The following is a 24,955-nucleotide window of genomic DNA, read 5'->3' on the forward strand; positions in this document are numbered from 1 at the left end:
TACAAGGCGGCAGACAGCAGCGTTGCAATGACGATGCGTGTGCGGCCAGTCCGACGTAGAACGCTCACGCAGCGCACCTATTTCTGGCCATTCGTCTTTCTCGCGCCCGCACTGATCGGATTTTGCGTCTTCACGCTCTACCCGGCTGTTGCTTCGCTGGCACTGAGCTTCACGAACTGGAACCTGAATACCGCTCCGAAATGGGCCGGGCTTGCCAATTATGACAGGCTTGTCACCGATCCCACGGCGATCAGGGTCTTCTGGAATACGGTTTATTTTACCATCGTGACCGTCCCGGTTCTGCTTGTTATCCCGCTTCTCCTGGCTATCGCTCTCAACCAGAATATTGCGGGCGTCCGCTTCTTCCGCGCTGCCTACTTCCTGCCCGTCATCTCGTCGATGGTTGCGATGTCGATGGTTTGGCAGTGGATGTACAACGCTGATTTCGGGCTCATCAACTGGTTCCTCTCGCTGTTCGGCATTCACGGCCCGAAGTGGATCACCAGTGAAAACTGGGCGATGCCAGCGGTCATGATTACGAGCGTTTGGAAAAACATCGGATTCAACATGATGCTCTTCCTCGCGGGGCTTCAAGGAATCTCGACCTCCTACTATGAAGCTGCCGAACTCGACGGAGCAAACTCGGTCCAGAAGCTCTGGTACATCACGTTACCATCGCTGCGGCCGACGACGCTCTTTGTTACCGTCATCACGATCATCAATTCGTTCCAGGTGTTCGACCAGGTCATGGTTATGACCGGGGGCGGACCCAATCGCAGCTCGTCAGTGCTGGTTCACTACATCTACCAGAACGGCTTCCAGTTCTACAAAATGGGATATGCCTCGGCGCTTGGCTGGGCCCTGACGCTGCTCGTTCTCATCCTCACCCTCGTGCAATTCCGCTTCAATCGCTCGAAGGGAGATTGATTTCATGGCAATAGCTCAAACAGCAGCGCCGCGTCATCGCTATTCCAGCAAGGCAAGAGGTCAGCGGATCGGCCGCATCGCGTCGTACATCGTTCTGACGATTGGTGCCGTGATCATGCTTGTCCCGTTCATATGGATGATTGCGACGTCGCTTAAACCTGCGGGGGAGGTCTTTCAATATCCGCCAACTCTCATCGGCAGCTCGATCGATTGGCAGAACTATGTGACGGTCCTCAAGGGATCGCCATTCCTCAGCCAGCTCTGGAACACGGCCTTCATTGCGGTCGCTACGTTGATCGGGACGCTGATCACCAGCTCGATGGCGGGCTTTGCGTTCTCGTGGCTCTTCAAATTCCCCGGCAAGGATACACTGTTCGTCATCGTCCTCGTCTCGATTATGATCCCCTATCACGTCCTGCTCGTGCCGACCTTCGCGCTGCTTCGCAACATGGGTCTCCTCGATTCCCCATGGGCGATCATCCTGCCAACCGTTGTATCACCCTTCGGCATCTTCCTGATGCGCCAGTTCTACATCGGGGTCCCCAAGGAGTTGGCCGAGGCGGCGACGCTCGATGGCTGCAGTCCCTGGGGCATTTACTGGAGGATTTTTCTTCCGCTTTCGAAACCCGCGCTGACGACGCTTGCGATCTTCACCTTCGTTGGAACCTGGAACGACTTTCTGCGGCCGCTGATCTTCCTGAGCAGCAATGAAAACCAAACCCTGACGCTCGGCATCTACACGGCACAGGGGCTCTTCTCGACCAATTGGCCGGTTCTGATGGCGACCGTCGGCCTCAGCCTTTTGCCCGTCGTCGTCATGTTCCTTTGCCTTCAAGACCTGTTCGTCAAGGGCGTCGCCCTGACCGGACTGAAATAGACCAGAGAGGGAATTACTGTGTCTGAAGACCTTCAGAAGCTCGTCGATACCGCCGAAGCATCCATCACGGCTGCCGCCGCCATCGCGGAGACCGACAAGAGCCGCCCGCTTTATCATTTTCGTGCGCCCTCCCAATGGATGGACGACCCAAATGGCATCATCTTCCACGATGGTTGGTATCACATGATGTACAGCCTTAATCCCCATAGCGCCGAGCACCGCGCTGGCATGGTCTATAAGACCGCAGTTCGCGTCTGGGACCCGAACAGCGAAGATTGGACGGGCGGCATTACCGTCTGGGGACATGCCCGCAGCCGCGACCTCGTCCATTGGGAGCATCTGCCGATTGCCGTCTATCCGTCGATTGATAAGGGCGAGCACTTCGTCTGGTTCGGCTGCACTGTCATCAATGATGAGGGCATACCTATGGCTATCTACACGGCCGTTGGACCGGACCTGCGGCCAGAAGATACCGCGCAGCAGTGGGCGGCTATAGGATCGCCCGACCTGATGTCCTGGAAGCCGCTGCCTAGCAATCCAATGATCGACTACGACGTCCATAACGGCGAGGTAATCGGTGAATGGCGTGATCCCTTCGTCTTCAAGGCAGCCGGGCGGACGTTCATGGTGCTCGGTGGAAGAAAGAAACAGGCCGATGGCGAAGGCCGAGCGGTGGTCGCGCTCTACGAAGCCACCAATCCCTCCTTCACCAAGTGGGTCTATCGGGGCATTATCTTCACGCATCCTCGCTCTACGGTTCCGAGCGCGGAATGCCCGAACCTGTTCAAGCTCGATGGCAAGTGGGTGATGTTCGTGTCGCCTCACGCCGAGGTCGAATATTATGTCGGCGAACTCGACCTGGAGAACTATACGTTCTCCGTCGAAGGTTCGGGAGTCGTTGACCACAGCCGGAATTTCTATGCGACGAACGTGTTGTTCGACGGTGACGGCCGTGCTGTCTGCTGGGGCGCACTCGTCGGATTCACCGACACAATCGGCTGGAATTGCTGCGTGTCGTTGCCGAGAGAACTCAAGCTCGAAGGCGGCAAGCTGGTTCAGCGTCCCGTTCAGGAACTCGATGCCTTGCTCGATGAAACCATCAATATTGAAGGTTCGGTCGAAGCGCGAACGGAACTGTCGGTCGGAAAGGTCGCAGAAGTCCAGGCGCTGGAGATTTCGTGCAGCTTCGACCATGCAGCCGACGAGTCATTCGGGCTGCGTATTCGCAACGACAATAGCCTCCTTGATATCGCGGTCTCCCAGGACGAACTGCAGCTCGGCACGCTGACTGCGAAGGTTCATCGAAATGGCACGAAAACGGAGTTGCGGCTCTTTATCGACCGCACCGTCGCGGAAATCTTCCTGAACTCTGAAACCTGCGCGGCGAAGGTCATCCCTCTCATGCACGGCGCGGCGGACATATCCATCTGGTCGAGCAAATCTGCAGTTCAGTTCAAAGGCTCAATCTCGACGCTTCGTGCGAACGATTTGTTCACGAGTTCACGCGGCTAGAGGCCAATCTCGCTGCCAGGACGACCGGAGGAAATATGGCAAACGTTGCAATCGCAAATGTTCAAAAGAAGTACGGGGCTGTCGAGGCTATCCCACGCCTGAGCGTGGATATCCGCGACGGGGAGTTCGTGGTGCTGGTCGGACCATCAGGCTGCGGCAAATCCACTCTTCTGCGAATGATCGCCGGGCTCGAAGAGATTTCGGGCGGAGAAATTTCGATAGACGACGACGTGATCAATGACGTGCCCGCCAAAGAGCGCGACATTGCCATGGTTTTTCAGAACTACGCGCTCTATCCACATATGACCGTCAAGGAGAACATGAGCTTTGCGTTGAAGCTCATGAAGCGACCCAAATCTGAAATCAACGAACGCGTCAACAACGCTGCTAGAATTCTCGGGCTCGGCCAGTTGCTCGACCGCTTTCCAAGAGAGCTTTCCGGCGGTCAGCGCCAGCGTGTGGCGATGGGCCGCGCGATCGTTCGCGACCCAAAGGTCTTCCTGTTCGACGAGCCCTTGTCGAACCTGGATGCGAAGCTGCGTGTCCAGATGCGTACGGAAATTCGGGCCCTTCACCAGCGTTTGAAAACGACGACCGTGTATGTCACGCATGATCAGGTCGAAGCGATGACCATGGCAGACAAGATCGTCGTCATGAACGCGGGCCGGGTCGAGCAGATCGGTGCGCCGCTCGACCTCTATGACCGGCCGGATAACCTATTCGTTGCAGGATTCATCGGGTCCCCAGCGATGAACCTGATTGAAGGTACTGTCACGATCCGGTCTGGCCCGGTGCTAAGAAGCGAGCAGGGTATCGAACTCACGCTACCGGCGAGCTTGGCGGCCATGAAGGGACGGCAGCTCGTCTACGGCGTGCGGCCTGAGCACTTTTCGCTGGCCGGTCAGCACGGAATCGAGGGTATTGTCGAGGTGGTCGAGCCAACCGGGTCGGACACTCAGGTGATGCTCAAAGCTGCAGACACCAACATTGTCGCAACGTTCCGAGATCGGGTCGGATTGCATCCCGCCGAGACGGTTCATCTTTATCCCGATCTTGCCAAAGTCCACATCTTCGATCGGGAAACCGGCAAGCGGGTCAACACTATGCCTGAGCAGGGCGCGGCCTAAAAGTCGCGCGAGGGAAATGGCAACTCTGCCAAATTGCCTTTTATTGGGATGCCAAAACGCAATGACGAAAGCCTTTTTGATCGGCCTGGATTACGGTTCGGAATCTGCACGAGGGGTTCTCGTCGATGCAGATACGGGTGAACAGGTCGCAAGTCATATCTACGCCTATTCTAATGGAATAATGACCCGCCAGTTGCCTAATGGAACGCGTCTTCCCCGAGGCTGGGCGCTCCAGGATGCAGCGGATTATCTAAACGCTGCGGAAACAATCCTGACGAAGTTGGGCGATGGGCGCAATATCACTTCGATTGGCATAGGGTTTACCGCGAGTTCGCCGCTACCCTCTACGGCAGACGGAACCGCTCTTTCGGAACTGTGGCCTGGCAACCCACACGCCTACGTCAAACTGTGGAAGCATGGATCGGCGCAGCCGTATGCCGACAACATCAATGTTCGGGGCGGCCGGTATCTGGACAATTTCGGTGGCAAGGTATCCGGCGAGTGGTTATTGGCGAAGGCGATGCAGATCGCAGACGAAGCCCCGGACACATGGGCCAAGACTGATAAGTTCATCGAAGGCGGTGACTGGCTTGTATGGCGGCTGACCGGAAATGAAGCCCGCAGCCTCGGCTTTGCCGCCTATAAGGCACAGTATGTGGCTAATGTCGGCTATCCGGGTGATGTCCTTCCAAATCTCGAAACGCGGTTGGCAGAACCACTTCCTATCGGATCGCCAGCAGGCTCATTGACGGCTGAGTGGCGCGAGCGAACGGGTATCATGGGCGAGGCCGTTGTCGCTGTTGCAGCTATCGACTCGCACGTCGTTCTTCCTGCCGTCGGCGGTGTCTCCGGTGGAACGCTCGTCGGAGCCTTAGGGACATCTGCCGCCTATCTTCTTCTGAGTGATCATTATCAGCCGCTTCCAGCGGGTATTGAGGGGGTGGCAAAAGACGGCTCCATCCGTGATCTCTGGTGTTATGAGGCTGGTCAGGCGAGTTTCGGGGACACGCTATCGTGGTTTGTCAGGAACTTCCCTCGCGCGGAGACTGAGGCCGAAAGCTTCAGGTTGTACAATGAAGCCGCCGCCTCCATGCCTGTTGGCAACAATCGTCTCCTTGCTCTCGATTGGTGGAATGGCAATCGCGTGCCGTTCGCTGACTCTCGCTTGAGCGGCCTTTTGCTTGGGCTCGGAATGGAGACAACGAGCGTCGGCATTTATCGAGCCCTGATGGACGCGATCTGTTTTGGTGCGAGATCGATCATCGATCTGTTTTCCAATTCGCATATCGAAATCGAGCAGTTGACCATGACGAGTGGCCTCGCCTTGAATAATCCCTCTCTGGTGCAGACCATGTGTGATGTGATTGGCAGACCGATCGCCGTTCCAGCGATAGTGAATTCCACGGCTGTAGGCGCGGCGATCCACGGGGCGGTGGCGGGCGGTGTCGTCGAGAACTATAGAGAGGGGAGCGGTCGCTTTGGTACGAAAGAATTCCATCATTATGAGCCAATCGAGCGAAACGTTCGCGCCTACGAAAAGCTTTACAAGCTCTATCGTGATACCTCGAATTCGAAAGCTCTAAGAGAAACAATGCACGGCCTCAACGAAATAGTTTCCAGTGCTGAAGTTGCGTAATCGGCCTTCTGCAGCCTCCATAGCGGGCAGTCGGCGTTCGGTAAGCTGCCGTACAAATCGATTGCGTGGAATTACGACAGAGACGATAAACTATCGAATTACCTTGGACCAAAGCGTCCATTCGAATTTTGACAGGTGTCTTTCCAATGGCAAAAACGATAGCGGGCTCCGATATTTCGAATCTGGAAAACGCAGGTGAGATTTTGTCGCTGATCGCAACGGGTGCTGCGGCGTCGCGAACATCGTTACTGGAAGCTTCGGGGCTTTCCCGCGTGACGGTCACGCAGCGCCTAAACGCACTCCTCGGTGCAGGCTTGGTGCGGGAAAAAGAAGAACGCCTCCCGAGCGGCGGTCGACCATCCCGGGTTCTCGCCGTTTCGGAAAATGTCGGCATTATTCTCGTCGCGAATATCGGAGAAACCTACGTTCACATCGCGGCTATGGACCTCCAGCCCTCGATGGTCGCCCAACTGACGATCCCGTTGGCAGATCCCAAGGACCCGACCAAAAGCCTAATGGCTATTGCTGACGGATTTTCGCAGCTTTTGTCTCAGCCAGCGATTTCGAGCCGATTTCTCGTCGGGATCGGGCTGAGCCTGCCGACCCCGGTTGATTTCAAGCGTGGCTGTGTCGTTGGACCTTCGGTCCTTCCTGGCTGGGACGAATTCGACATCCGGTCGTGGCTACACAGCAGGTTTGATACTTGGATTCTGGTCGAGAACGACGTGAACCTGATGACAATCTACGAGCATCGACAGAATTTCCCTGCTGTCGATGACATGTTCTTCATCAAGGCAGGCACCGGTATCGGCAGTGGGATTATTACCAACGGAAAGTTGTTTCGGGGCGCTCAAGGTGCGGCAGGCGACATCGGTCATATCCAGTTTCTGTCTGAAGACGCCCCGCTATGTCGTTGTGGAAAGCTTGGCTGTGTTGAAGCGCGAGCGGGAGGCTGGGCGGTAGCACGCGATCTCTCGAAACTTGGATTCAGCGCTCAAAACGCCCGAGACGTCGTTGCGATGGTCGAGAATGGGGTTCCCGAAGCAATCATGATGACGCGACGGGCTGGGCGCACAATTGGCGAAGTCGCTTCCGATGCCGTTAGCATTCTCAATCCGAGCTTGATTGTTGTCGGCGGAACCATGTCGGCAACGGGCGAACATGTCCTCTCCGGCATTCGTGAGCTTGTCTATCAGCGCTGCCTTCCCCTTGCGACCCGCGAATTGCAGATCGTGCTGGCCGACGCGAACCAAGACAGCGCTCTTTTCGGAGCGGCGCACCTTGTTCTTGATGATGTGTTCAATTCCAGGAAAGTGGACGTTCTGCTTCGCCAATTTGTACGACGTACGGATTCGACGCGCGTTGCGTGAGAGCAATTGAAACTTTTCGAGAAATCCAGGAGGAAATCGAGAAGGCGATTTCGGACGAAATGCTTATCTGGCATGCTGACTGATCGATATGGCGCAGGGAGTTAGCAGCATCATTGGCTTTGATCTTAGAGCGTTTCAGGTTTTAACGGAAGCGTATCCAGCATTAGCGAAGTAGTTGCCGCATTCGCTTGGCTCGATGGTTTTGACGAGATTGCCGATGTAACGCCAGGTGTCATCGACGGTTCGCTTCTGTGCCAGGCGCATCCAGTGTTTGATTTTGGCGAAGGCCTGTTCGATCGGATTGAGGTCGGGTGAATAGGGCGGCAGATACCAGAGCCGTGCACCAGCGTTGCGGATTATCTGACGGATGGCGACCGACTTGTGGGAACCGAGGTTATCCATGACGACGATGTCTCCGGGTTCGAGGATCGGTAAGAGTAGCTGCTCGACATAGGCTCGGAAGCACTGGCCGTTGATCGGCCCATCGAAGACACAAGGTGCCACGAGCCGATCGCAGCGCAGCGCGCCAAGGAAAGTCAGAGTGCGCCAATGACCATGCGGGGCGAAGCTACGTAGGCGTTTGCCCTTCGGCCCCCAGCCTCGAAGCGGCGCCATGTTGGTCTTGATCCAGGTTTCATCAATGAAGACCAATCGCCTTGGATCGAGACCGGTCTGCCAGGACCGCCACCGCTGTCGTCGCCGCGCAATGTCGGCGCGCGCCTGCTCACGGGCGAACAGTGTTTTTTTTGAACCGTAACCCCTCGCGCCGCAGGAACTGCCATACGGTATCGTGGGATACCTTCACCCCTCGTACGGCCAACTCTTCCTTCAACGCATGCAGTGACAGATGCGGCGTCTGGTTGACCCGTTCCACGATAAACGCCCGGTACGGCTCCAGAGCACGCTTACGATGACCACCCATCTTCCCCGGCCCAACAGATCCGCTCGAACGATAACGCTGAGACCACTTCACCGCTGAAGAGGCCGCAATAGCGAACCGCGCCGCCACCGACCGGCAGCTCTCGCCGGCCTCGATCGCATCAACAACACGCTTGCGAAGATCATTTGAAATAGGTCGAGCCATCCGATGCTGGCCTCCACTCCAGCCAGAATCTTGAATCACAAAATAGCCAAAAACGGAATCCCTTCCGATTCAGATAAAAGCGGAAACGCTCTAGAGGCATAAACCCTGACGACCGCGCAGCTTTCTGGTTGGGTTGACCGCGCCAACGAAAAGTCTGAGAAACAAGAAAGCCGACCGCCTTTTTGCACTGCTGTCGATGTGATCCACTCGTTTCCCGACAAGCGCTTTTCCGAAGGAGAGATGGACGATCAGCCGGTTTCCCCGCTTGGCCTTGATTAGATCTGGTTCGATGGCAGGGGCCAGCGATGTCTCGCTGTTCTGTTTACTCAGAAATGAGGCTCCACAAACCCACTATCGCAGCTCCGACTATAGAAAGCATGGTGGTGAACAGCAAAATCGCGATGATGGCAGAGCCAATGGCGTCGGCCGTCGGAGTACACGGAAAAACGAAAAAGCTTGTTCTGACGGGACACGGATCGAGACCAGCTATGGCACGGTCGAGGCGGCGGCAACGGTCGTCTGCCCCGGCGACGATTTCTCGACGCTCTTCCCCGACGTCATCGTCAGGCACCCGCTGACGATTTGCACGTTGCAGATGCTACGCGCTCGCCCGCCCATCCGAGCCGGTTCGGGGCGGCCGTCATGTCGGATATGAGCCTCGCCCGTTACGAGGGTTTCGCCGGCGTTCACCTGATCGCCGTCCAGTCGGCCGATGGCTCGCTTGTGGTCGGCGACAGTCATGTCTACGGCAATGCGCAGCAGCCGTTTGCAAGCGAGCGCTTCGACCGGCTGATCCTCGATGAGTTCGATCGCGTGTTCGACCTGCCGGGCCGGCATGTCGTCAATCGCTGGGTCGGCACCTACGCCTCCTCGAAGGAGCGCACGGTGCTCGTCGAATGCCCCGCCGACAATATCTGCGTGTTGCGATGCTTTTGATCCGCACGTCAGTTTGATAGACATCCTTTCGGTCGATCTTGAACGGACGGGAAGGGAAGCGATGGTGGACGGGCCTGAAAGCAACCGCGTGGATTTGTCGGTCGATGAAGCCTTTTTCGAACTCCTGACGGGCAGCTTCCGCCGCATCGTCGGTCTAGAACTTGTCGACCACGGGGGTGGACCAGGCTGGCTCTATCGCGACGCGCCTTTCGTGGTCGTTGCCCACAATACGGATGCCGATCCCCGCTTCGTCTATGCCAACAAATCTGCTCAGGATTGTTTCGAATATCCGTGGGAAGAGTTCGTAACGCTGCCTTCGCGATTGTCGGTGGAGCTTCCAGACCGGGCGGAGCGCCAGCGGCTGCTGGACGCGGTGACGCGTGACGGTTTCATTTCAGACTATCGCGGCTTGAGAGTGGCAAAGTCCGGCCGGCGCTTCTGGATCGAGGATGGCATTGTCTGGCAGCTTATGGACCGTAACGGGAGCCTGCGCGGTCAGGCGGCGACGTTTTCCAGGTGGAAGGATGCCAGTCTCGCATAGGGACAACCGCGACTTGGCCGATATTCTGAGATGCCTGAAGATCGCAGGGGAAATTTTTTTGCAGAAATCGCAAAAAGCTGGATCTATTTTGCCTGCATGCTACCGAGGAGATTGTTAAATGCTTGCCGGTAGTTGGATCGCGTCAGGCACAGCGAATAACTGGAACGTCATATAGCAAAAGCACTTAAGGGAGCTCACCCAATGTCAATTATTGCCTCTCGCGCGAGGCTGCTCGGAACGGCTTTCGGTCTGGCACTTCTGTTCGGAACGTCGGTCGCCCAGGCGGAAACGCCGCCGAATGTGCTCGTGGTCGCGCAGTCGATCGACGATGCCGTCAGCTTCGATCCGGCCGAAGGCTTCGAACTCACGACGGTCCAGTCGTTCAACAATCTCTACCAGCGCCTCGTCCAGTCGAACCGCGAAGACGGCACGAAGATCGAGCCGGCGCTTGCGGCGTCCTGGGCCGCCGGCAGCGATGGCCGCAGCCTGACCTTCGAGCTTGCCGACGCCAAGTTTTCCTCCGGCAATCCGGTGCGCCCCGAAGACGTGATCTTTTCGCTGACGCGTGCCGTCAAGCTCAACAAGTCTCCGGCCTTCATTCTCAACGAACTGGGCTGGAAGGCCGACAATGTCGATGCCGCCATTACCAAGGTCGACGACAAGCATGTGAAGCTCACCTGGTCGGCCGATGTCGGCTCCGGTTTCGCGCTGTCGCTGCTGACTGCGCCGATCGCCTCGGTCATCGATGAAAAGACCGTCGAGCCCCAGGCGAAGGACGGCGATTTCGGCAATGGCTGGCTGAAGACGAACTCGGCCGGCAGCGGCGCCTACACGATCGCGACCTATACGCCGCACGAGGCGCTGGTGCTGCAGGCCAACGCCAATTCCGCCGACAAGCCGAAGCTCGACAGCGTCATCATCCGCAACGTCCCCGATGTCGGCGCGCGCCGCCTGCTCGTCGAGCAGGGCGATGCGGATATCGCACGCGGCCTTTCGGCCGACCAGATCGAGGCGCTGAAGACCAAGAGCGGCGTCAAGGTTCTCTCGGTGCCGTCCGCGCGCACCGACTATATCCTGCTCAACACCAAGGCCAATCCGACGCTCGGCAATCCGGCCTTCTGGGAGGCGGCCCGCTATCTCGTCGACTATGACGGCATCGCCAAGAACCTGCTGCGCGGCCAGAGCACGGTGCACCAGGCCTTCCTGCCGGTCGGCTTCCCCGGCGCGCTGACGGATACGCCCTTCAAGCTCGATGTCGAGAAGGCGAAGAAGATTCTCGCCGATGCCGGCATCAAGACGCCGTTCAAGGTCGAATTCATCGTCTTCAACGACCAGCCTTTCCTGTCGATCGCGCAGTCGCTGCAATCGACCTTTGCGCAGGCCGGCATCACGCTGGATATTCAGCCGGGCGTGGCAAGCGACATCTATGCCCGCGGCCGCTCCGGCAAGTTCGAGATGACGCTGCGCTACTGGATCCCGGATTATTTCGATCCTCACTCCAATGCCAGCGCCTTTGCCATCAACAAGGACAACTCCGCCAACACGGCTGCGAAATATGCCGGCTGGGTGATCCCCGAGCTCACCGACGAGACGCTCGCCGCCGTCAAGGAACAGGATGCCGCCAAGCGCGTCGCCCTCTATCAGGATCTGCAAAAGAAGATCCAGGCAAGCTCTCCCTTCATCTTTATGCTTCAAGGCAACGATCAGGTCGTGCTAAGCGACAAGGTGAAGAACTATGCCCAGGGCCTGAATGCAGACCAGGTCTATTATGACAAGGTGGAGAAGTAAGTGCCGCAAGCGGCAAGCCAATCCGATGCCGAGATGACCAACTCCCGCCAGAAGACAGCCTGGCGGGAGTTGTCTTTCGTAAGGTCTTTTCTTTCGTGGGCGTGGTCTTTTGCGCTGACGCTCTTCGGGCTGGCGCTGGTGACTTTCGCGCTGACGCGCCTGTCGCCGATCGACCCCGCGCTGCAGATGGTCGGAGACCACGCCAGCCAATCGACTTATGAGCAGGCCCGCGCCGAGCTCGGGCTCGATCAGCCTCTGCCGATGCAGTTCCTTCGCTATATCGAAACAGCCGCCTCGGGGAACTTCGGCCAGTCGACCTCGACCGGCCAGCCGGTGGCCAAGGATATCGCGCGCACGTTTCCAGCGACGATCGAGCTTGCGACGGCGGCGATCATCATGGGCTCCGTCATCGGATTGGCGCTGGGCATTGCCGCCGCCATGCGGCAGGGGACATGGCTCGACGGCGCAGCGCGGCTTGTCTCGCTTTTCGGCTATTCCGTGCCGATCTTCTGGCTCGGCCTGCTGATGCTGCTCTTCTTCTATGCGCGGCTGCATTGGGCACCGGGACCGGGACGCGCGGATGTGGTCTTTCAATATACCGTCAAGTCCGTTACCGGCTTTGCGCTGATCGATGCGTGGCTCTCCGGCAAGCAAGGGGCGTTTCGCGACGCGCTGGCGCATCTGGCGCTCCCGGCGGCCGTGCTTGCCTTTTACGCGCTCGCGGCCATCTCGCGGCTTACGCGGGCTTCGATCCTGACGGAACTCGGTCAGGAATACGTGACGACCGCCCGGGCCAAGGGAGCCAGCCTGTCCCGCATCGTCTTTACGCATATCATGCCGAACATATCCGGGACGCTTCTGATCGTGATCGCCCTTTCCTATGCCAGCCTGCTCGAAGGCGCCGTGCTCACCGAAACCGTATTCGCCTGGCCCGGCATCGGCCGCTATCTGACGACGGCGATGTTTGCCGGCGACACGCCGGCGATCCTCGGAGCGACCCTTGTGGTCGGCGCATCCTTCGTGCTCCTGAATGCCTTGACCGATCTCGGCGTCGCGCGGCTTGAGGCGGGGAGGAAGCGGTGAGCGCCATCGTTCAGCATCCGCTCGACGGAGCGTCTTTCCTGCGGCGTCTCCTGCGCTCTCCCTCCGCGGCCATCGGCAGCGCGGTCGTCGTATTCATCCTTGCCGTCGCGCTGCTTGCGCCGTTGATTGCGCCATACGATCCCAATCTGCAGGAGACGGCCAACCGGCTGATGCCGCCGAGCGGCGCCCACTGGTTCGGCACGGACGGCTTCGGCCGCGATCTGCTGTCGCGCATGATCTACGGCGCGCGCCCGACCCTGCTCCTGTTGCTGTTCGTCGTTCTCCTCATGGCTCCGCTCGGTATCGTCGTCGGCATTCTCGCCGGCTTTTTCGGCGGGTTCACCGAGCGCGTCCTGATGCGCGTCACCGATGTCGTCATGTCCTTCCCGAGGCTGCTGCTGGCCTTTGCCTTCGTCGCGATCATGGGGCCCGGGTTGGTCAACGGCGCGCTGGCGCTCTCCCTGACGAGCTGGCCCGCCTATGCGCGCCAGGCGCGTGTGGAGACGGCAGCGCTGCGCCGGAGCGATTATCTGGCCGCTGCCGAAATGGTCGGCATCAGGGGTGTCCGGCTGCTTTACGGGCATGTGCTGCCCCTGGTGCTTCCATCGGCGATCATTCGCCTGGCGCTCGATCTCTCGGGCATCATTCTTGCCGCGGCAGGGCTTGGCTTTCTCGGCCTCGGCGTTCGCCCGCCGACCGCCGAATGGGGGGCTATGGTCTCGGAAGGCACGCAGGTCATCTTCGATCAATGGTGGGTGGCGGCCGTGCCCGGCTTTGCCATTCTCATCACTTCGCTCGCCTTCAACCTTCTGGCTGACGGCCTGCGCGACATACTGGACCCGCGTCATGGCTGAGCCGCTGCTATCCGTTCAGGACCTGTCGGTTTCCTTTCCCTCCGCAGCGGACATGGTGCGCGTCGTCGACGGCATCGGCTTTTCGGTCGATCGCGAGATCGTCGCGCTCGTCGGCGAATCCGGTTCCGGCAAGTCGATGACCGGGCGGGCGATCATGGGATTGCTGCCGCGTCATGCGCAGGTGCGGGCGGCGCGTCTGTCCTTCGAAGGCCAAGACCTTCTCTCCCTGCCATCCTCCGGCTGGAACAGGCTTCGGGGCAACGATATCGGCCTCGTCCTGCAGGATCCGAAATATTCGCTCAATCCCGCACACAAGGTCGGGCGGCAGGTCGAGGAGACATTGCTGCTGCATACGCGCCTTTCGGCCGCCGAGCGGCGCGAGCGCGCGCTCGACATGCTTCACAGGGTCGGCCTTCCCGATCCCAAGCGGGTCTATTCGAGCTATCCTGCCACACTGTCGGGCGGCATGGGACAGCGCGTGATGATCGCGGCGATGCTGATCAACCGTCCGAAGCTTCTGATTGCCGATGAGCCGACATCCGCGCTCGACCGGGAGCTTCAGAGCCAGATCTTGACGTTGTTGCGCTCGCTGACGGAGGAGTTCGGCATGGGTCTGCTGCTCATCAGCCACGATTTGCAGCAGATGGCACAATTTGCCGATCGGGCGATCGTCATGCGTGGCGGCCGGATCGAGGAGGAGCTGGCTTCGGCCGATCTTGCCGGTGCGCAATCCGCCTATACGCGTGCCCTGTGGGCGGCAAGGCCGTCGGCGAAGACCTACGGCACCCGTTTGCCGGTTTATGGAGCCGATACATGAGCGCGCTTTCGGTTTCCGATCTCTCCATTACCTTTTCCGGCGCCAGGAAGACATTTACGGCCGTGCGCGGCGTCAGCTTCGATGTGGCGGGCGGCGAGACATTCGGTCTCATCGGCCCTTCCGGCTGCGGCAAGACCACGGTGCTGCGCGCCATCGGCGGGCTGAACGTCCATTGGCAGGGCGGCATTTCCGTTTTCAACGAGCCGCTCCAGCCGGGCAGGAAGATTTCAGGCCGGCTGCGCGACAATATCCAGATGGTGTTTCAGGATCCCTATTCCTCGCTGCATCCGCGTCACACGATCGCCCGCATTCTCGGCGAGCCCCTGTCCTTGCGCGGCGCGAAGGACGTTGAAGCGCAGGTGTGGACGGCTCTCGATCAGGTCGGTCTGCCGGCGGCAACAAGCCAGCGTTATCCGCATCAGCTCTCCGGCGGGCAGCGGCAGCGCGTGGCCATTGCGCGCGCGCTGCTGCTGCGCCCGAAGCTGCTGCTGCTCGACGAGCCGACCTCGGCCCTCGATGTTTCGGTGCAGGCGGGGATTCTCAACCTTCTCAACGACTTGAAGGCGGCGCATGGAATGACGTTCGTGCTTGTGAGCCATGATCCCGGCGTCGTCGCCCATATGTGCGATCGCGCCGCGATCATGGGCGGCGGCGTCATTACGCGGATCATGGATCGTGCCGACTTATCGAAGGACGGCTAAGGCGCAAAGCTCCGCCGTCGAGCGGTTTTGGAGATGACGATGCAACCGAATCGGGTATCGTCGTCACCAAGCCGCCGCAACCTTGATGTCGCAAATGATCTGGATATTCTATCGAATTAAGTAGTACGCTTTTCATATCAAGATACCGGCGCGGGATGCCCGGTCGCCGTCGGGCCGCGGATCCCCCCGCAAGGAAACGATAAACAGGTAGTCGTCATGTTCCTAGAAGCAGCTTTGTCCCGCCTGATCAAAATCGGAACGCTCACGGTCACTTTTCCCGATGGTTCCACACGCGACTTCGGTACGGGGTCGGAGCCGCGGGCGACGATGAAAATAAAAACCGAGCGCGCGAAACGCCGCCTCTTTCTCAACCCGGCTCTGGCGCTTGGCGAAGCCTATATGGACGGCGACGTCGAACCGGCCTCCGGCGATCTCTTTCAAATGATGGACTTTCTCGTCCTGAACCTGATGGAGGGCGGGCACCATCCTTTCGAGAAGCTGATGGACAAGGTCCGCTGGCTGCGCCGGAATTTCGATCAGCTGAATTTTGCCGGGCGCTCGAAGCGCAACGTTGCCCATCACTACGATCTCGATGCCCGGCTCTATTCGCTGATGCTGGATGAGGACCGGCAGTATTCCTGCGCCTATTTCCCCGTCGGCGACGAGACGCTCGAAGAGGCGCAGGTCAAGAAGAAGCGGCATATCGCATCGAAGCTGATGCTCGATCGCCCCGGCCTGGAGGTTCTGGATATCGGCTGCGGATGGGGCGGGATGGCTCTCTATCTGGCCAGGGAATTCGGAGCGCGGGTGACGGGCCTGACCCTTTCGGAAGAGCAGCTGCTGGCCGCGAAGGCCCGTGCGAAGGACGCGGGTCTGGAGCATATGGTGACGTTCGAGCTGCTGGACTACCGCTCCTGGACGCGCCCGGTCGATCGCATCGTCTCGGTCGGCATGTTCGAACATGTGGGCATCAACCACTACAAGACCTTCTTCGACAAGATTCGCGCCGTGCTCAAGGAGGATGGCGTTGCGCTGATCCACGCGATCGGCCGGGCCGACGGGCCGGGCAGCACCAATCCGTGGATTGCGAAATATATCTTCCCCGGCGGTTATTCGCCGGCCGTCTCCGAGGTCATGTCCGTGGTTGAAAAGTCCGGCCTTTGGACGACCGACATCGAGATCCTGCGGCTCCACTATGCCAAGACGCTCGAGCAGTGGCGGGATCGCTTCATGAAGAACAGAAGCACGTTGGCCACGCTCTATGACGAGCGGTTCTGCCGGATGTTCGAGTTCTATCTGATCGGATCCGAACTCGCGTTTCGTCGCATGGGCCACATGAACTGGCAGCTGCAACTGACGAAGGATGTCTCCGCTCTTCCGCTGGCGCGCGACTACATGGTCGATATAGAGCGGGCGCGGGCTGCTGTCGCCGAACAAGGGAAAGCGCAGCCCATCGAGGCCGCGAGCGCGCGTGCGAGGCGCGATCTGACCTTGCATGACGAGCGCAAGCCCCGTCAGCAAAATCAATCCGGCGCCGAGTCTTCGAGAAATCTCTGAAGACTGCCTGCCGCTGCCGCCTTGTAAATAGAAGCAAGGCGGCGGCCCCTTCGGGCCACCGCGTCAATCCGTTACGCCGCGGCGCGCTTGCGCTGCTCGTTGACCTGATTGTCGACGCCGTTGACAAGGGCGGTCAGATGGAAATCGAACTCGATCTCCGCAAACGGGCCGCTGAGATTGTTTGCCTTGATGCTCGCCTCGTCACTTCGTTCCGTGACGGCCGGAACGAGACCATCCCGGGTGGCATAGGCGAAATCGTCGTTCACGAGCGGATCGCCGGCGATATTGATCTGGGTCGTCAGCTTGCGATGATTGTCCGCACCGATAAAGAAGTGGATATGCGCGGGTCGCTGGCCGTGACGCCCAAGGGCCGACAGGAGCTTTTCGGTGGGGCTGCCCGGAGGAACGCCGTAGCCGTGCGGCACGATGCTCTGGAACTTGTAACAGCCGTCGGCGTCGGCAATGATCGTGCGACGCATGTTGAACGGCGCCTGTTTTCCAGTGGGGTCGAAATGGGAATAAAACCCGCGCGTATCACAGTGCCAGACCTCGACGGATGCGCCGGGCAGCGGCTTGCCGTCGGCGCCGTAGACGGTGCCGTGCATGATGAGCGTATGGCCGTTGGCATCGGTGCCGTCGTCGAGGCGGGCAAAGCCGTGTGACACCGGCGCTCCGGCCACATAGAGCGGGCCTTCGATCGTGCGCGGTGTCTCGCTCTTGATGCCAAGCGCCTCGTCGATGGCGTCGAGCCGCTCGTCGAGGAAATGGTCGAGCCCGAGGCCGGGCGAGATGAGGCCCGCCTGTCCGGCGGTGCCGAGTTCGTTGAGCCACGCGATAGCGGTCCAATATTCGTCGGGGGTGACGTCGAGATCGTCTATGGCCTTGAACAGGTCGGACATCAGCCGGTGGATGACCTGCTTGACGCGCGGATTGCCGCCGTCATTGGTCAGGCCGCTGAGAACCTTCAGGAAATCCTGCACGTCGGGTCTGTCAAAAATCCTCACGCTCATATCTTACTCCTCCTCTTTCCGATCGTTGCGAAAGCCGCTTCGAAAACCTCGCCCTTAGCAAGGGTTCTTGCGTGCCGTCGCCTCAGGTGTCGTCGTCGCGTATCGACGACGGGTGCCGCAAAAGCGGCGTGACTTTGATGGTCATGAATTTGAACAGCGGCAGCCCCGTCAGGATCGCGTGCAGCTCTTCGTTGTCCTTCACATCGAAAATGCTGTAATTCGCGTATTCACCGGCAAGTCTCCATATGTGCCGCCATTTTCCGCTGCGCTGCAGCTCCTGCGAATAGGCCTTTTCCCGGGCGATGATCTCGCTTGCTTCCGCCTGCGGCAGATCGCGGGGGATGCTGACGTCCATTCGAACGTGAAAAAGCATGGTCGTGCTCCTCTACCTGGCGACGCTCACGGTTTTGCGCGGTCCGTCGCGCAGGAAGAATTTCACCCGGTCGTCGTCCAGCGCGATGCCGAGGCCCGGTCCATCGGGAACGCTCAGCTCGAAGTCGTCGTACGTCAGCGGGTTCGCGAGAATTTCCTCGGTCAGCAGCAGCGGCCCGAAGAGTTCCGTTCCCCATTGCAGGTTGGCGAAGGTGGAAAAGGCATGGGCCGATGCGGCGGTGCCGACGGCGCCTTCGAGCATGGTGCCGCCATAGAGTTCGATGCCGGCGGCATCGGCGATCGCCGCGACGCGCTGGGCATTGAAGAGGCCGCCGCTCTGCTCGATCTTGATTGCGAAGACATCCGCGCCGCTGACCTTCGCAAGCTCGAAGGCGGTTTCCGGACCGTGCAAGGATTCATCGGCCATGAGGGCGATGGGGAAGCGACGCACGAGCCGCGTCAGCGCGGCCGCCGACGCGACGGGCTGTTCCACCAGCTCACAGCCCGCATCGGCAAGCGCAGCCATGCCGTAGGCCGCTTCGGTTTCGCTCCAGGCCATGTTGACGTCAACGCGAACCGCGCCGCGTTCGCCGAGCGCGCGTTTGATCGCGGCGACGTGCGCCACGTCCTCACGCGGCGTCCTGGCGCCGATTTTCAGCTTGAAGATCCTGTGGCGACGAAGATCGAGCATCTTCTCCGCCTCGGCGATATCCGTCGCCGTATCGCCGGAGGCCAGCGTCCACGCCACCGCCAGCCGGCCGCGCACACGTCCGCCCAGAAGTTCGCTGACGGGAAGGCCAAGGCGCTTGCCCTGCGCATCGAGCAACGCCGTCTCCACGGCGCATTTGGCGAAGCGGTTTTCCTTGATCCTCTTGCCGATGCGCGCCATCAGGAGCTGGATGCGGGTTGCGTCCTGCCCGATCATCGCCGGCTGGAAATAGGTGTCTATCGCGAGCTTCATGCCCTCCGGGCTTTCTCCGCCATAGGAGAGCCCACCGATCGTCGTTGCCTCGCCGATGCCGACAATGCCGTCGCTGCAGTGAATTTTGACCAGCATCAGGGTCTGGCCGTTCATCGTCGCGACGGAGAGCTTGTGTGGCCGGATGGTCGGCAAATCCACGAGCAGGGTTTCAACCCGGTCGATGACGGGGGTGGTCGCGGTATTCGGCGCAATGGGTGCGAAGGTCGTGTTCATGGCTGAACTGTGCGACGGGCGAGGGACGCATGTCTAACACCATTTGCATCTCAAACGATACCTTTATGGTATGATCGGCAGAAAAATGATAACGGCTATGGACTTGGTGCAACGCAATATATCATGGAATGATGTCAAGCGGTTTGCCTACCGATGGGATTTGCAAGATGGATCTTCGTCAGCTTCGCTATTTCGCCGCCGTCGCCCGGGAGCGCAATTTTACGCGCGCCGCCGAGTTGCTGCATATCGCGCAGCCGCCGCTGAGCCGGCAGATCCAGCTTCTGGAGGAGGAGCTCGGAGTCTCGCTGCTCATCCGCAAGAGCCGTCCCGTACGCCTGACCGATGCCGGCCGGCTGTTCTACGAGCAGGCTCTGCAGATCCTCGGCCGCGTCGAGCAGATGCGGGATGCGACGCGCCGTGTCGGCCTCAACCAGAACAGCGTCTTCTCCATCGGCTTTGTCGCATCCACGCTCTACGGCGACATTCCCTCGCTGGTCCGCAAGATGCGCCAGCATGCGCCGGAACTCGATATCCAGCTGCTGGAACTGGTGTCGGTCCAGCAGATCCCCGCGCTCAAGGAGGGTCGCATCGACGTCGGCTTCGGCCGGCTGCGTCATAGCGATCCCAATGTCGTCGGGACCGTCCTGCGCGAGGAGCGTCTCGTGGCGGCCGTGCCCATGGGGACGGCGCTTGCCGGGGATTCCGCACCCTTGCCGGTCAAAAGTCTCCACGGGCAGAAGCTGATCGTCTACCCGAAGGAGCCGCGGCCCGGCTACGCCGATCAGGTGCTGGGGCTTTTGCAGAGCCACGACGTCCGTCCCGCGGAAGTGCATGAAGTGCGGGAGATCCAGACCGCCCTCGGGCTTGTGGCGGCCGATGCCGGGGTCTGCGTCATCCCTTCGTCCGCGCGGCAGATGCGATCCGACGTCCACTACCGGCTGATAGAGGAGGAGGCGATGACGTCTCCGGTGATCCTCAACCATCGCATCGGCGACAACTCGGTTTATATCGACCTCATCAAGCGGCTGATTAAGGAGATGTACCAGGAAAATCCACCGTGGCTGGACGTGGAGCATAATGTCCTGCCCAACCGCCCCCAAGGCGATTAGCCGGTGCCCGGACAATCGGGCAAAGCATGTGCCGATCGCCAGGCCGGAAAATGGCGCCATGCGCTGCACGGGCATTGCCATGCAAAATTCTGAAAGTGTTTTTCTTTTTCCCGGCGGTCCGCAGCCGGATATTTGATTTTCCCAGGCGGAGTTCCCTGCTAGATTCGAAGGGGATACATCGATGGGATGGGGCATGTTGAGATTTTCGCTGTCGGCCTGGCTTTTCCTGGCAGCTGTCTGCACCCTTTTCCTTGCCCACGGCGAAACCATGGGTTTTCGACCATGCAATGCGGTTGTCGAAGACGACGTGACGGCCGTCCGCGGACGGCTCGTCGAGTTGCCTGACAGCAATGCCATGGCGGCGCGGGCGCCGATCGGGATTGCCGCGAATGTCGATCCTGCTGATCATGTGGGCAAGGCACCGTTGCCACATGCCAATACCGGCTGCGGCGGGATCGTGAGTTTATGGGGGGAAGCAGGGGCGACGTAACGCGGCATTCCGACTTTGGCGCTATCCAGTTATCAGGGGGCGAACGGTTTAGCCTCTCGAATCTATGAGAATGAAGGGTTCAGACATGCAACGAAATTACTATTCCTCCCTTGGTGGCCATTCGCCGCAAAGCGATCTTCTGACGGGGCGGGCCGTGTTCACGGAAGCCTATGCGGTCATCCCGAAGGGGGTCATGCAGGATATCGTCACCAGCTATCTGCCCTTCTGGAACGATACGCGCTGCTGGGTAATCGCCCGGCCGCTTTCCGGCTTCGCAGAGACCTTTTCGCAATATATCATGGAAGTGGCGCCGGGCGGCGGCAGCGACAGGCCGGAGCTGGACCCCGAGGCTGAAGGCGTGCTCTTCGTGGTCGATGGCGAAGTCGAGCTGACGCTGCCTTCCGGCAAGAATGTTCTTCAACCGGGCGGCTATGCCTTCCTGCCGCCGGGCCTGAAATGGTCCCTTCACAACCGCGCGGGCGCGCATGCCCGCTTCCATTGGCTGCGCAAGGCCTACGAGGCCGTGGAGGGCCTGGCTCATCCCGAGCCGCTCGTTCTCAACGAAAAGGATATCACGCCGGCCGCAATGCCGGGCACTGAAGGACGCTGGGCGACCACGCGCTTCGTGGATCCGTCCGATCTACGGCACGATATGCATGTGACGATCGTTACGCTCCAGCCCGGCGCCGTCATCCCTTTCGCCGAGACCCATGTCATGGAACACGGTCTCTATGTGCTGGAAGGCAAGGCCGTCTATCGTCTGAACCAGGATTGGGTGGAGGTGGAAGCCGGCGACTTCATGTGGCTGCGCGCCTTCTGCCCGCAGGCGTGCTATGCCGGCGGCCCCGGCCCCTTCCGCTACCTGCTCTACAAGGATGTCAACCGCCATATGGCGCTTCGTCCCTTCGGTTCGCGCCGTTAGGCCCGAGCCGTGGCTGGAATCCGCGTAGCCTTTGCGCGGGTTCCGCTTGCGGTCGTCGGCTGGCCAGGCGCCGGCCGACGCGCGTCACAGGGTTTCGAGTTGCAGACAGCCGCTTCCGCGCGGCTGACCGTCGACCTCCGTATCAGTTCGTAAGGCGCACGGCATCGCCATCGGCGGAGGAGCACTGCGACGAGATCGTGTAGAAGAAATCCTGCCGATCCCACCCGCCACCGTCCTCCCAGGCGTGTTTTTGCGCGGCCTGACAGCCGAAATAGTTCTCGATCGGCAATGTCACGCCTTTGGGAAGCTCGCTGCCGTCGACGAAGAGATAGTTCGAAGTATTCGGATCGTCCGTTCGCAAGGTCAGGTCATATTTCGTGCTGGAGGAAGACTTGCTGCAACTGACGGCATTGTTGTTCGATACCGATGCCGCCTTGCCGAGCGGGCAGCCATCGTCCTTGACGTCCATCTGCAACGCCAGCTTGGTATATTGGCCAAGGGTAATCGGCCCTGAGGGTACGGCTGTCATCGTGCCTTGTCCGCTGTCGTTATGGGTCGTCGGCTGATAGGTCACCGTGCCGACGACCGTTTCTGCCGTCGAATTCGGCCTGACGACGCGAATGGTGATGACCTTGTAGTACCAGCCCTGGGCCTGTGTCGGCGTGAGCGTCACGATATCGGGTTTTGCCGGAGCCGTGGCCTGAGAGTTTACACCGATGTCGACGCTGTTGATGTTGACGATGCGCATCAGGTTCGTCGGCACGGCTCCTGTCAGGTTGACGGAAAGGACGCGTCCGTTCGCCGTGATGGTGTAGCTGAGATTGGCGGGCGTCGTATCCGCGTAAGCGGCGATGAAACGGCTTGCCTCCGCCTGTGCCGCAGCCAGATTGGTGCCATCGAAGACCTTGCCGCCCGCCAGCGCCGCACCATCGGCGATTTCCTGCAAATTCGCCCGCTGAAATATCGCCGAGGAATAGTCGACGGCCATCCCGGCAGCCGCGACCAGCGGGACGGCAAGCAGTGCCGTCATCGTGGAAAAATTGCCGCCGCGATCGCCGGCCAGATGGCCTATATGCCGTAAAAAGCCGATGCCCATCATCTTTGCCGGAAAAGGTTTAAAATTTGCCGGACGGTATGACGATAAGTATAAAGACGCCGTTTAAAAGGAAGATCAAGTTCTATCGACCGGTCGATATTTTCAACATGTATCAATCAGGTTTGAATTCTTTGAATGCGCCACTTCGCGTCCATTAATATTAGATATGGCGCATGATTTATGTCTGTGCCGTCAGCGGCAGATATATCGAATGAGCATCTTGGTCCATTCCGATCATTTTGACGTCTGGTCATCCTCGCCAGCCGGCAGGCCGACTGCGATCAGCGTCTGGTTGATTTTCCGGCGGGCTTCGAGATAGATCGGGCTGGTGTTGCGCGTGGGCAGGCCAATATTGGCGGCTGTGGAGCCTGGCCTTAGCAGCACCCCCCTGGCCAATGCCTGCTTTGCTTCGTCCAATCGACCCAGCCGCTGATAGGCGGTTGCCAGGAGCATGTGGGCGCGTCCCGTTCCCGGCGTGATTGCGATGGAACGTTGCAGCCACTCGATAGCATCTTCATTGCGATTTAAAAGCACATCGGCCCATCCCGCCGCCAATAACCAGGTCCAGCGCGATACGTCCGGAGTGTCGAAGCGGTCGGCTTGCGCGAATGTCGCAAGGGCGTCCTCGAACCGTCCCAGTTGAATCTGCGTAAGGCCGAGATGGAACAATGCCGTGCCATCCCACGGGTTGAGGCTCAGCGCTCTTGCGCAGGCGACGAGACTTTCCGAAAACTGGTTCGTCACGGTCAGAAAGCGGCAATAGGTCCCAAGCACCGGGATGGAGTTCGGCCGGCTTCGCAGGGCATGTTCAAGCAAGGATCTTGCCTCATTTTCCGCTGCCTTGCCCTCCGCCGGGCTATACCAGGCCAGCTGGATTCCGCGCAGATGCAACGCGGCGAGCGCGATCTGCAGGTCGGGGTTGTTTGGCTGGTCGCTCAGATATTTTTCAAGGATCGCGCGCGCCGTCGCGAAGCGTTCCTTGGTCGTGTGATTAATCGAGGCGGTGGCCTGCTGTATCGCGACGTCTGCGGCATCCGCCTGTGGTCCGCTGTCGGCCTCGCCGAATTTGTTCAGGCGGATTGCAAGTTGATAGCCCGCGCGGGCAGCGAGCCGGGATGCGAGACGCTGCTTGTCGGGTTCGCCGGCATCCAGCCTGACTTCGGCAACGGATTCAATCTCGCGGCTGGCTACGTTGATGAGGCGTGTCCGGAAAATCCAGGATTGCGGGCCTTTCTGCAATTCTTCCTGGAGGAAGAGATCGGCGCCATGGGCGCGCGCCGGGATCGCTTCGGCCGTCGCCACCGGACCTTGCTTCTTGGAAGCGATGAGGCGAATGCCGTCGATCCTTGCCAGACCGTCGATCATTTCCGCAGCGACAGCTTGCGCCAGGGCGTTACTTTGAGGATCGGCGGTGCTGTCGACAATCGGCGGGACTTCGATGACCGGGCCATCCGATCTGAAACCGCTGTTCCCCCGCGAGGAAAAGAAGACAAGGCCGACAACGGCGACTGCAAGCAGGGCTGTGAATGCGCCGAAAGCAAATGTCTTGTGCGAACCGGGCCGGCGTTCCGGACTTGCCGGTTCGATGACCAACTCCGCGTCGGAAGCCGATATATTGCGCGCGGATCCGCGGGGCGGAGCGTCCGGCGTGAGAGACACCTCGGCGCTGAAGAGATAACCGCGGCCGGACACGAGCTTGACCATGTGCCGCTGCGTGTCGCCCAATGCCGCGCGGATCTCGCGGATACATTGAAACAGACTGTCTTCTGCGACGTGTATCCCCGGCCAGACTGCGTTCATCAGCTCCTGCTTGCCGACGACGCGCCTGTTGTTGGTGACGAGGAACCTCAGCAGTTCAAAGGCTTTGGGCCGCAGCCGGATCGCGGAGCCGTCAGGCCCATGAAGCTCGGCACGATCCGGATCAAGAACGAACCCAGCAAAACAAAACACC

At 59.8% G+C, this 24,955-nt stretch carries 23 protein-coding genes and 1 pseudogene; 17 read left to right on the plus strand and 7 right to left on the minus strand.

Annotated features, from left to right (window positions below):
- Nucleotides 1-33 precede the first annotated feature (33 nt).
- The 6 genes from ACJJVH_RS21200 to ACJJVH_RS21225 all read left to right on the plus strand — a co-directional run bounded on the left by ACJJVH_RS21200 (nt 34) and on the right by ACJJVH_RS21225 (nt 7,449).
- Nucleotides 34-927: a carbohydrate ABC transporter permease gene (locus ACJJVH_RS21200; protein ID WP_113434379.1), complete on the plus strand. Its 894-nt coding sequence runs from the start codon at nt 34-36 to the stop codon at nt 925-927.
- A gap of 4 nt (nt 928-931) precedes the next feature.
- Nucleotides 932-1,804 carry a carbohydrate ABC transporter permease gene (locus ACJJVH_RS21205; protein ID WP_412066057.1) on the plus strand — a complete coding sequence of 291 codons (873 nt, stop codon included), beginning with the start codon at nt 932-934 and terminating at the stop codon, nt 1,802-1,804.
- Between the two features lie 18 nt (nt 1,805-1,822).
- The gene (locus tag ACJJVH_RS21210) at nt 1,823-3,316 is read left to right on the plus strand and encodes a glycoside hydrolase family 32 protein (RefSeq protein WP_412066058.1); all 1,494 of its coding nucleotides are present in this window, start codon (nt 1,823-1,825) and stop codon (nt 3,314-3,316) included.
- A 35-nt stretch (nt 3,317-3,351) separates the two neighbouring features.
- A complete protein-coding gene (locus tag ACJJVH_RS21215; protein ID WP_113434155.1) occupies nt 3,352-4,443 on the plus strand; it encodes a sn-glycerol-3-phosphate ABC transporter ATP-binding protein UgpC in 1,092 nt (363 codons plus the stop codon).
- Between the two features lie 61 nt (nt 4,444-4,504).
- On the plus strand, nt 4,505-6,079 hold the full coding sequence (locus tag ACJJVH_RS21220; protein WP_412066059.1) for an FGGY-family carbohydrate kinase: 1,575 nt from the start codon (nt 4,505-4,507) through the stop codon (nt 6,077-6,079).
- 146 nt (nt 6,080-6,225) lie between these two features.
- A complete protein-coding gene (locus ACJJVH_RS21225) occupies nt 6,226-7,449 on the plus strand; it encodes an ROK family protein (protein WP_412066061.1) in 1,224 nt (407 codons plus the stop codon).
- 135 nt (nt 7,450-7,584) lie between these two features.
- Here the strand turns inward: ACJJVH_RS21225 and ACJJVH_RS21230 are convergent.
- Nucleotides 7,585-8,533 (minus strand): IS630 family transposase gene (locus ACJJVH_RS21230; protein WP_412064054.1). Its coding sequence is split into 2 segments (ribosomal slippage): nt 7,585-8,196 and nt 8,198-8,533, totalling 948 coding nucleotides; the frame shifts between segments, so codons are not numbered across the junction.
- A 642-nt stretch (nt 8,534-9,175) separates the two neighbouring features.
- On the opposite strand from ACJJVH_RS21230, the gene ACJJVH_RS21235 reads away from it, so the two are divergent.
- From ACJJVH_RS21235 to ACJJVH_RS21270, 8 genes are all read left to right on the plus strand, one after another.
- Complete coding sequence (locus ACJJVH_RS21235) at nt 9,176-9,469, plus strand: hypothetical protein (RefSeq protein ID WP_412066062.1); 294 nt, start codon at nt 9,176-9,178, stop codon at nt 9,467-9,469.
- 61 nt (nt 9,470-9,530) lie between these two features.
- Nucleotides 9,531-10,010: an MEKHLA domain-containing protein gene (locus ACJJVH_RS21240; RefSeq protein ID WP_412066063.1), complete on the plus strand. Its 480-nt coding sequence runs from the start codon at nt 9,531-9,533 to the stop codon at nt 10,008-10,010.
- Between the two features lie 201 nt (nt 10,011-10,211).
- Nucleotides 10,212-11,798 carry an ABC transporter substrate-binding protein gene (locus ACJJVH_RS21245; RefSeq protein ID WP_412066064.1) on the plus strand — a complete coding sequence of 529 codons (1,587 nt, stop codon included), beginning with the start codon at nt 10,212-10,214 and terminating at the stop codon, nt 11,796-11,798.
- Between the two features lie 33 nt (nt 11,799-11,831).
- A complete protein-coding gene (locus ACJJVH_RS21250; protein WP_412066196.1) occupies nt 11,832-12,881 on the plus strand; it encodes an ABC transporter permease in 1,050 nt (349 codons plus the stop codon).
- Nucleotides 12,878-13,735, plus strand: a complete 858-nt coding sequence (locus tag ACJJVH_RS21255; protein ID WP_412066065.1) for an ABC transporter permease — start codon at nt 12,878-12,880, stop codon at nt 13,733-13,735. The genes ACJJVH_RS21250 and ACJJVH_RS21255 overlap by 4 nt, the downstream gene beginning before the upstream one ends.
- Entirely contained in the window at nt 13,728-14,552 is an 825-nt protein-coding gene (locus tag ACJJVH_RS21260; RefSeq protein WP_112799363.1) for an ABC transporter ATP-binding protein, read from the plus strand. The genes ACJJVH_RS21255 and ACJJVH_RS21260 overlap by 8 nt, the downstream gene beginning before the upstream one ends.
- Nucleotides 14,549-15,253: an ABC transporter ATP-binding protein gene (locus ACJJVH_RS21265; RefSeq protein WP_412066066.1), complete on the plus strand. Its 705-nt coding sequence runs from the start codon at nt 14,549-14,551 to the stop codon at nt 15,251-15,253. The genes ACJJVH_RS21260 and ACJJVH_RS21265 overlap by 4 nt, the downstream gene beginning before the upstream one ends.
- Nucleotides 15,254-15,469: 216 nt before the next feature.
- The gene (locus tag ACJJVH_RS21270; RefSeq protein WP_112799367.1) at nt 15,470-16,810 is read left to right on the plus strand and encodes an SAM-dependent methyltransferase; all 1,341 of its coding nucleotides are present in this window, start codon (nt 15,470-15,472) and stop codon (nt 16,808-16,810) included.
- 71 nt (nt 16,811-16,881) lie between these two features.
- On the opposite strand, the gene catA is transcribed toward ACJJVH_RS21270, so the two are convergent.
- The 3 genes from catA to ACJJVH_RS21285 all read right to left on the minus strand — a co-directional run bounded on the left by catA (nt 16,882) and on the right by ACJJVH_RS21285 (nt 19,387).
- The gene (gene catA, locus ACJJVH_RS21275) at nt 16,882-17,820 is read right to left on the minus strand and encodes a catechol 1,2-dioxygenase (protein ID WP_113357054.1); all 939 of its coding nucleotides are present in this window, start codon (nt 17,818-17,820) and stop codon (nt 16,882-16,884) included.
- A gap of 82 nt (nt 17,821-17,902) precedes the next feature.
- Nucleotides 17,903-18,193: a muconolactone Delta-isomerase gene (gene catC, locus ACJJVH_RS21280; protein WP_112799370.1), complete on the minus strand. Its 291-nt coding sequence runs from the start codon at nt 18,191-18,193 to the stop codon at nt 17,903-17,905.
- Between the two features lie 12 nt (nt 18,194-18,205).
- The gene (locus tag ACJJVH_RS21285) at nt 18,206-19,387 is read right to left on the minus strand and encodes a muconate/chloromuconate family cycloisomerase (RefSeq protein ID WP_412066067.1); all 1,182 of its coding nucleotides are present in this window, start codon (nt 19,385-19,387) and stop codon (nt 18,206-18,208) included.
- Between the two features lie 167 nt (nt 19,388-19,554).
- Here ACJJVH_RS21285 and ACJJVH_RS21290 point away from each other — a divergent pair, with 167 nt between their 5' ends.
- The 3 genes from ACJJVH_RS21290 (at nt 19,555) to ACJJVH_RS21300 (ending at nt 21,908) form a co-directional block, all read left to right on the plus strand.
- Nucleotides 19,555-20,496: a LysR substrate-binding domain-containing protein gene (locus tag ACJJVH_RS21290; protein ID WP_412066068.1), complete on the plus strand. Its 942-nt coding sequence runs from the start codon at nt 19,555-19,557 to the stop codon at nt 20,494-20,496.
- A gap of 193 nt (nt 20,497-20,689) precedes the next feature.
- Complete coding sequence (locus ACJJVH_RS21295) at nt 20,690-20,986, plus strand: hypothetical protein (protein WP_412066069.1); 297 nt, start codon at nt 20,690-20,692, stop codon at nt 20,984-20,986.
- An 85-nt stretch (nt 20,987-21,071) separates the two neighbouring features.
- A complete protein-coding gene (locus ACJJVH_RS21300) occupies nt 21,072-21,908 on the plus strand; it encodes a bifunctional allantoicase/(S)-ureidoglycine aminohydrolase (RefSeq protein WP_113434147.1) in 837 nt (278 codons plus the stop codon).
- A gap of 142 nt (nt 21,909-22,050) precedes the next feature.
- Here the strand turns inward: ACJJVH_RS21300 and ACJJVH_RS21305 are convergent, their stop codons facing one another.
- From ACJJVH_RS21305 to ACJJVH_RS21315, 3 genes and pseudogenes are all read right to left on the minus strand, one after another.
- Nucleotides 22,051-23,007: a TadE/TadG family type IV pilus assembly protein gene (locus tag ACJJVH_RS21305; protein WP_113370129.1), complete on the minus strand. Its 957-nt coding sequence runs from the start codon at nt 23,005-23,007 to the stop codon at nt 22,051-22,053.
- A gap of 231 nt (nt 23,008-23,238) precedes the next feature.
- Nucleotides 23,239-23,820, minus strand: a complete 582-nt coding sequence (locus ACJJVH_RS21310; RefSeq protein WP_412066197.1) for a tetratricopeptide repeat protein — start codon at nt 23,818-23,820, stop codon at nt 23,239-23,241.
- Nucleotides 23,821-24,732: 912 nt separating this feature from the next.
- Nucleotides 24,733-24,954: pseudogene (locus ACJJVH_RS21315) on the minus strand (winged helix-turn-helix domain-containing protein); the annotation flags it as partial.
- Between the last annotated feature and the right edge of the window lies 1 nt (nt 24,955).

Origin of the sequence: Rhizobium sp. SYY.PMSO (assembly GCF_046840415.1) — a bacterium.
In the GTDB taxonomy this organism is placed as follows: domain Bacteria; phylum Pseudomonadota; class Alphaproteobacteria; order Rhizobiales; family Rhizobiaceae; genus Rhizobium.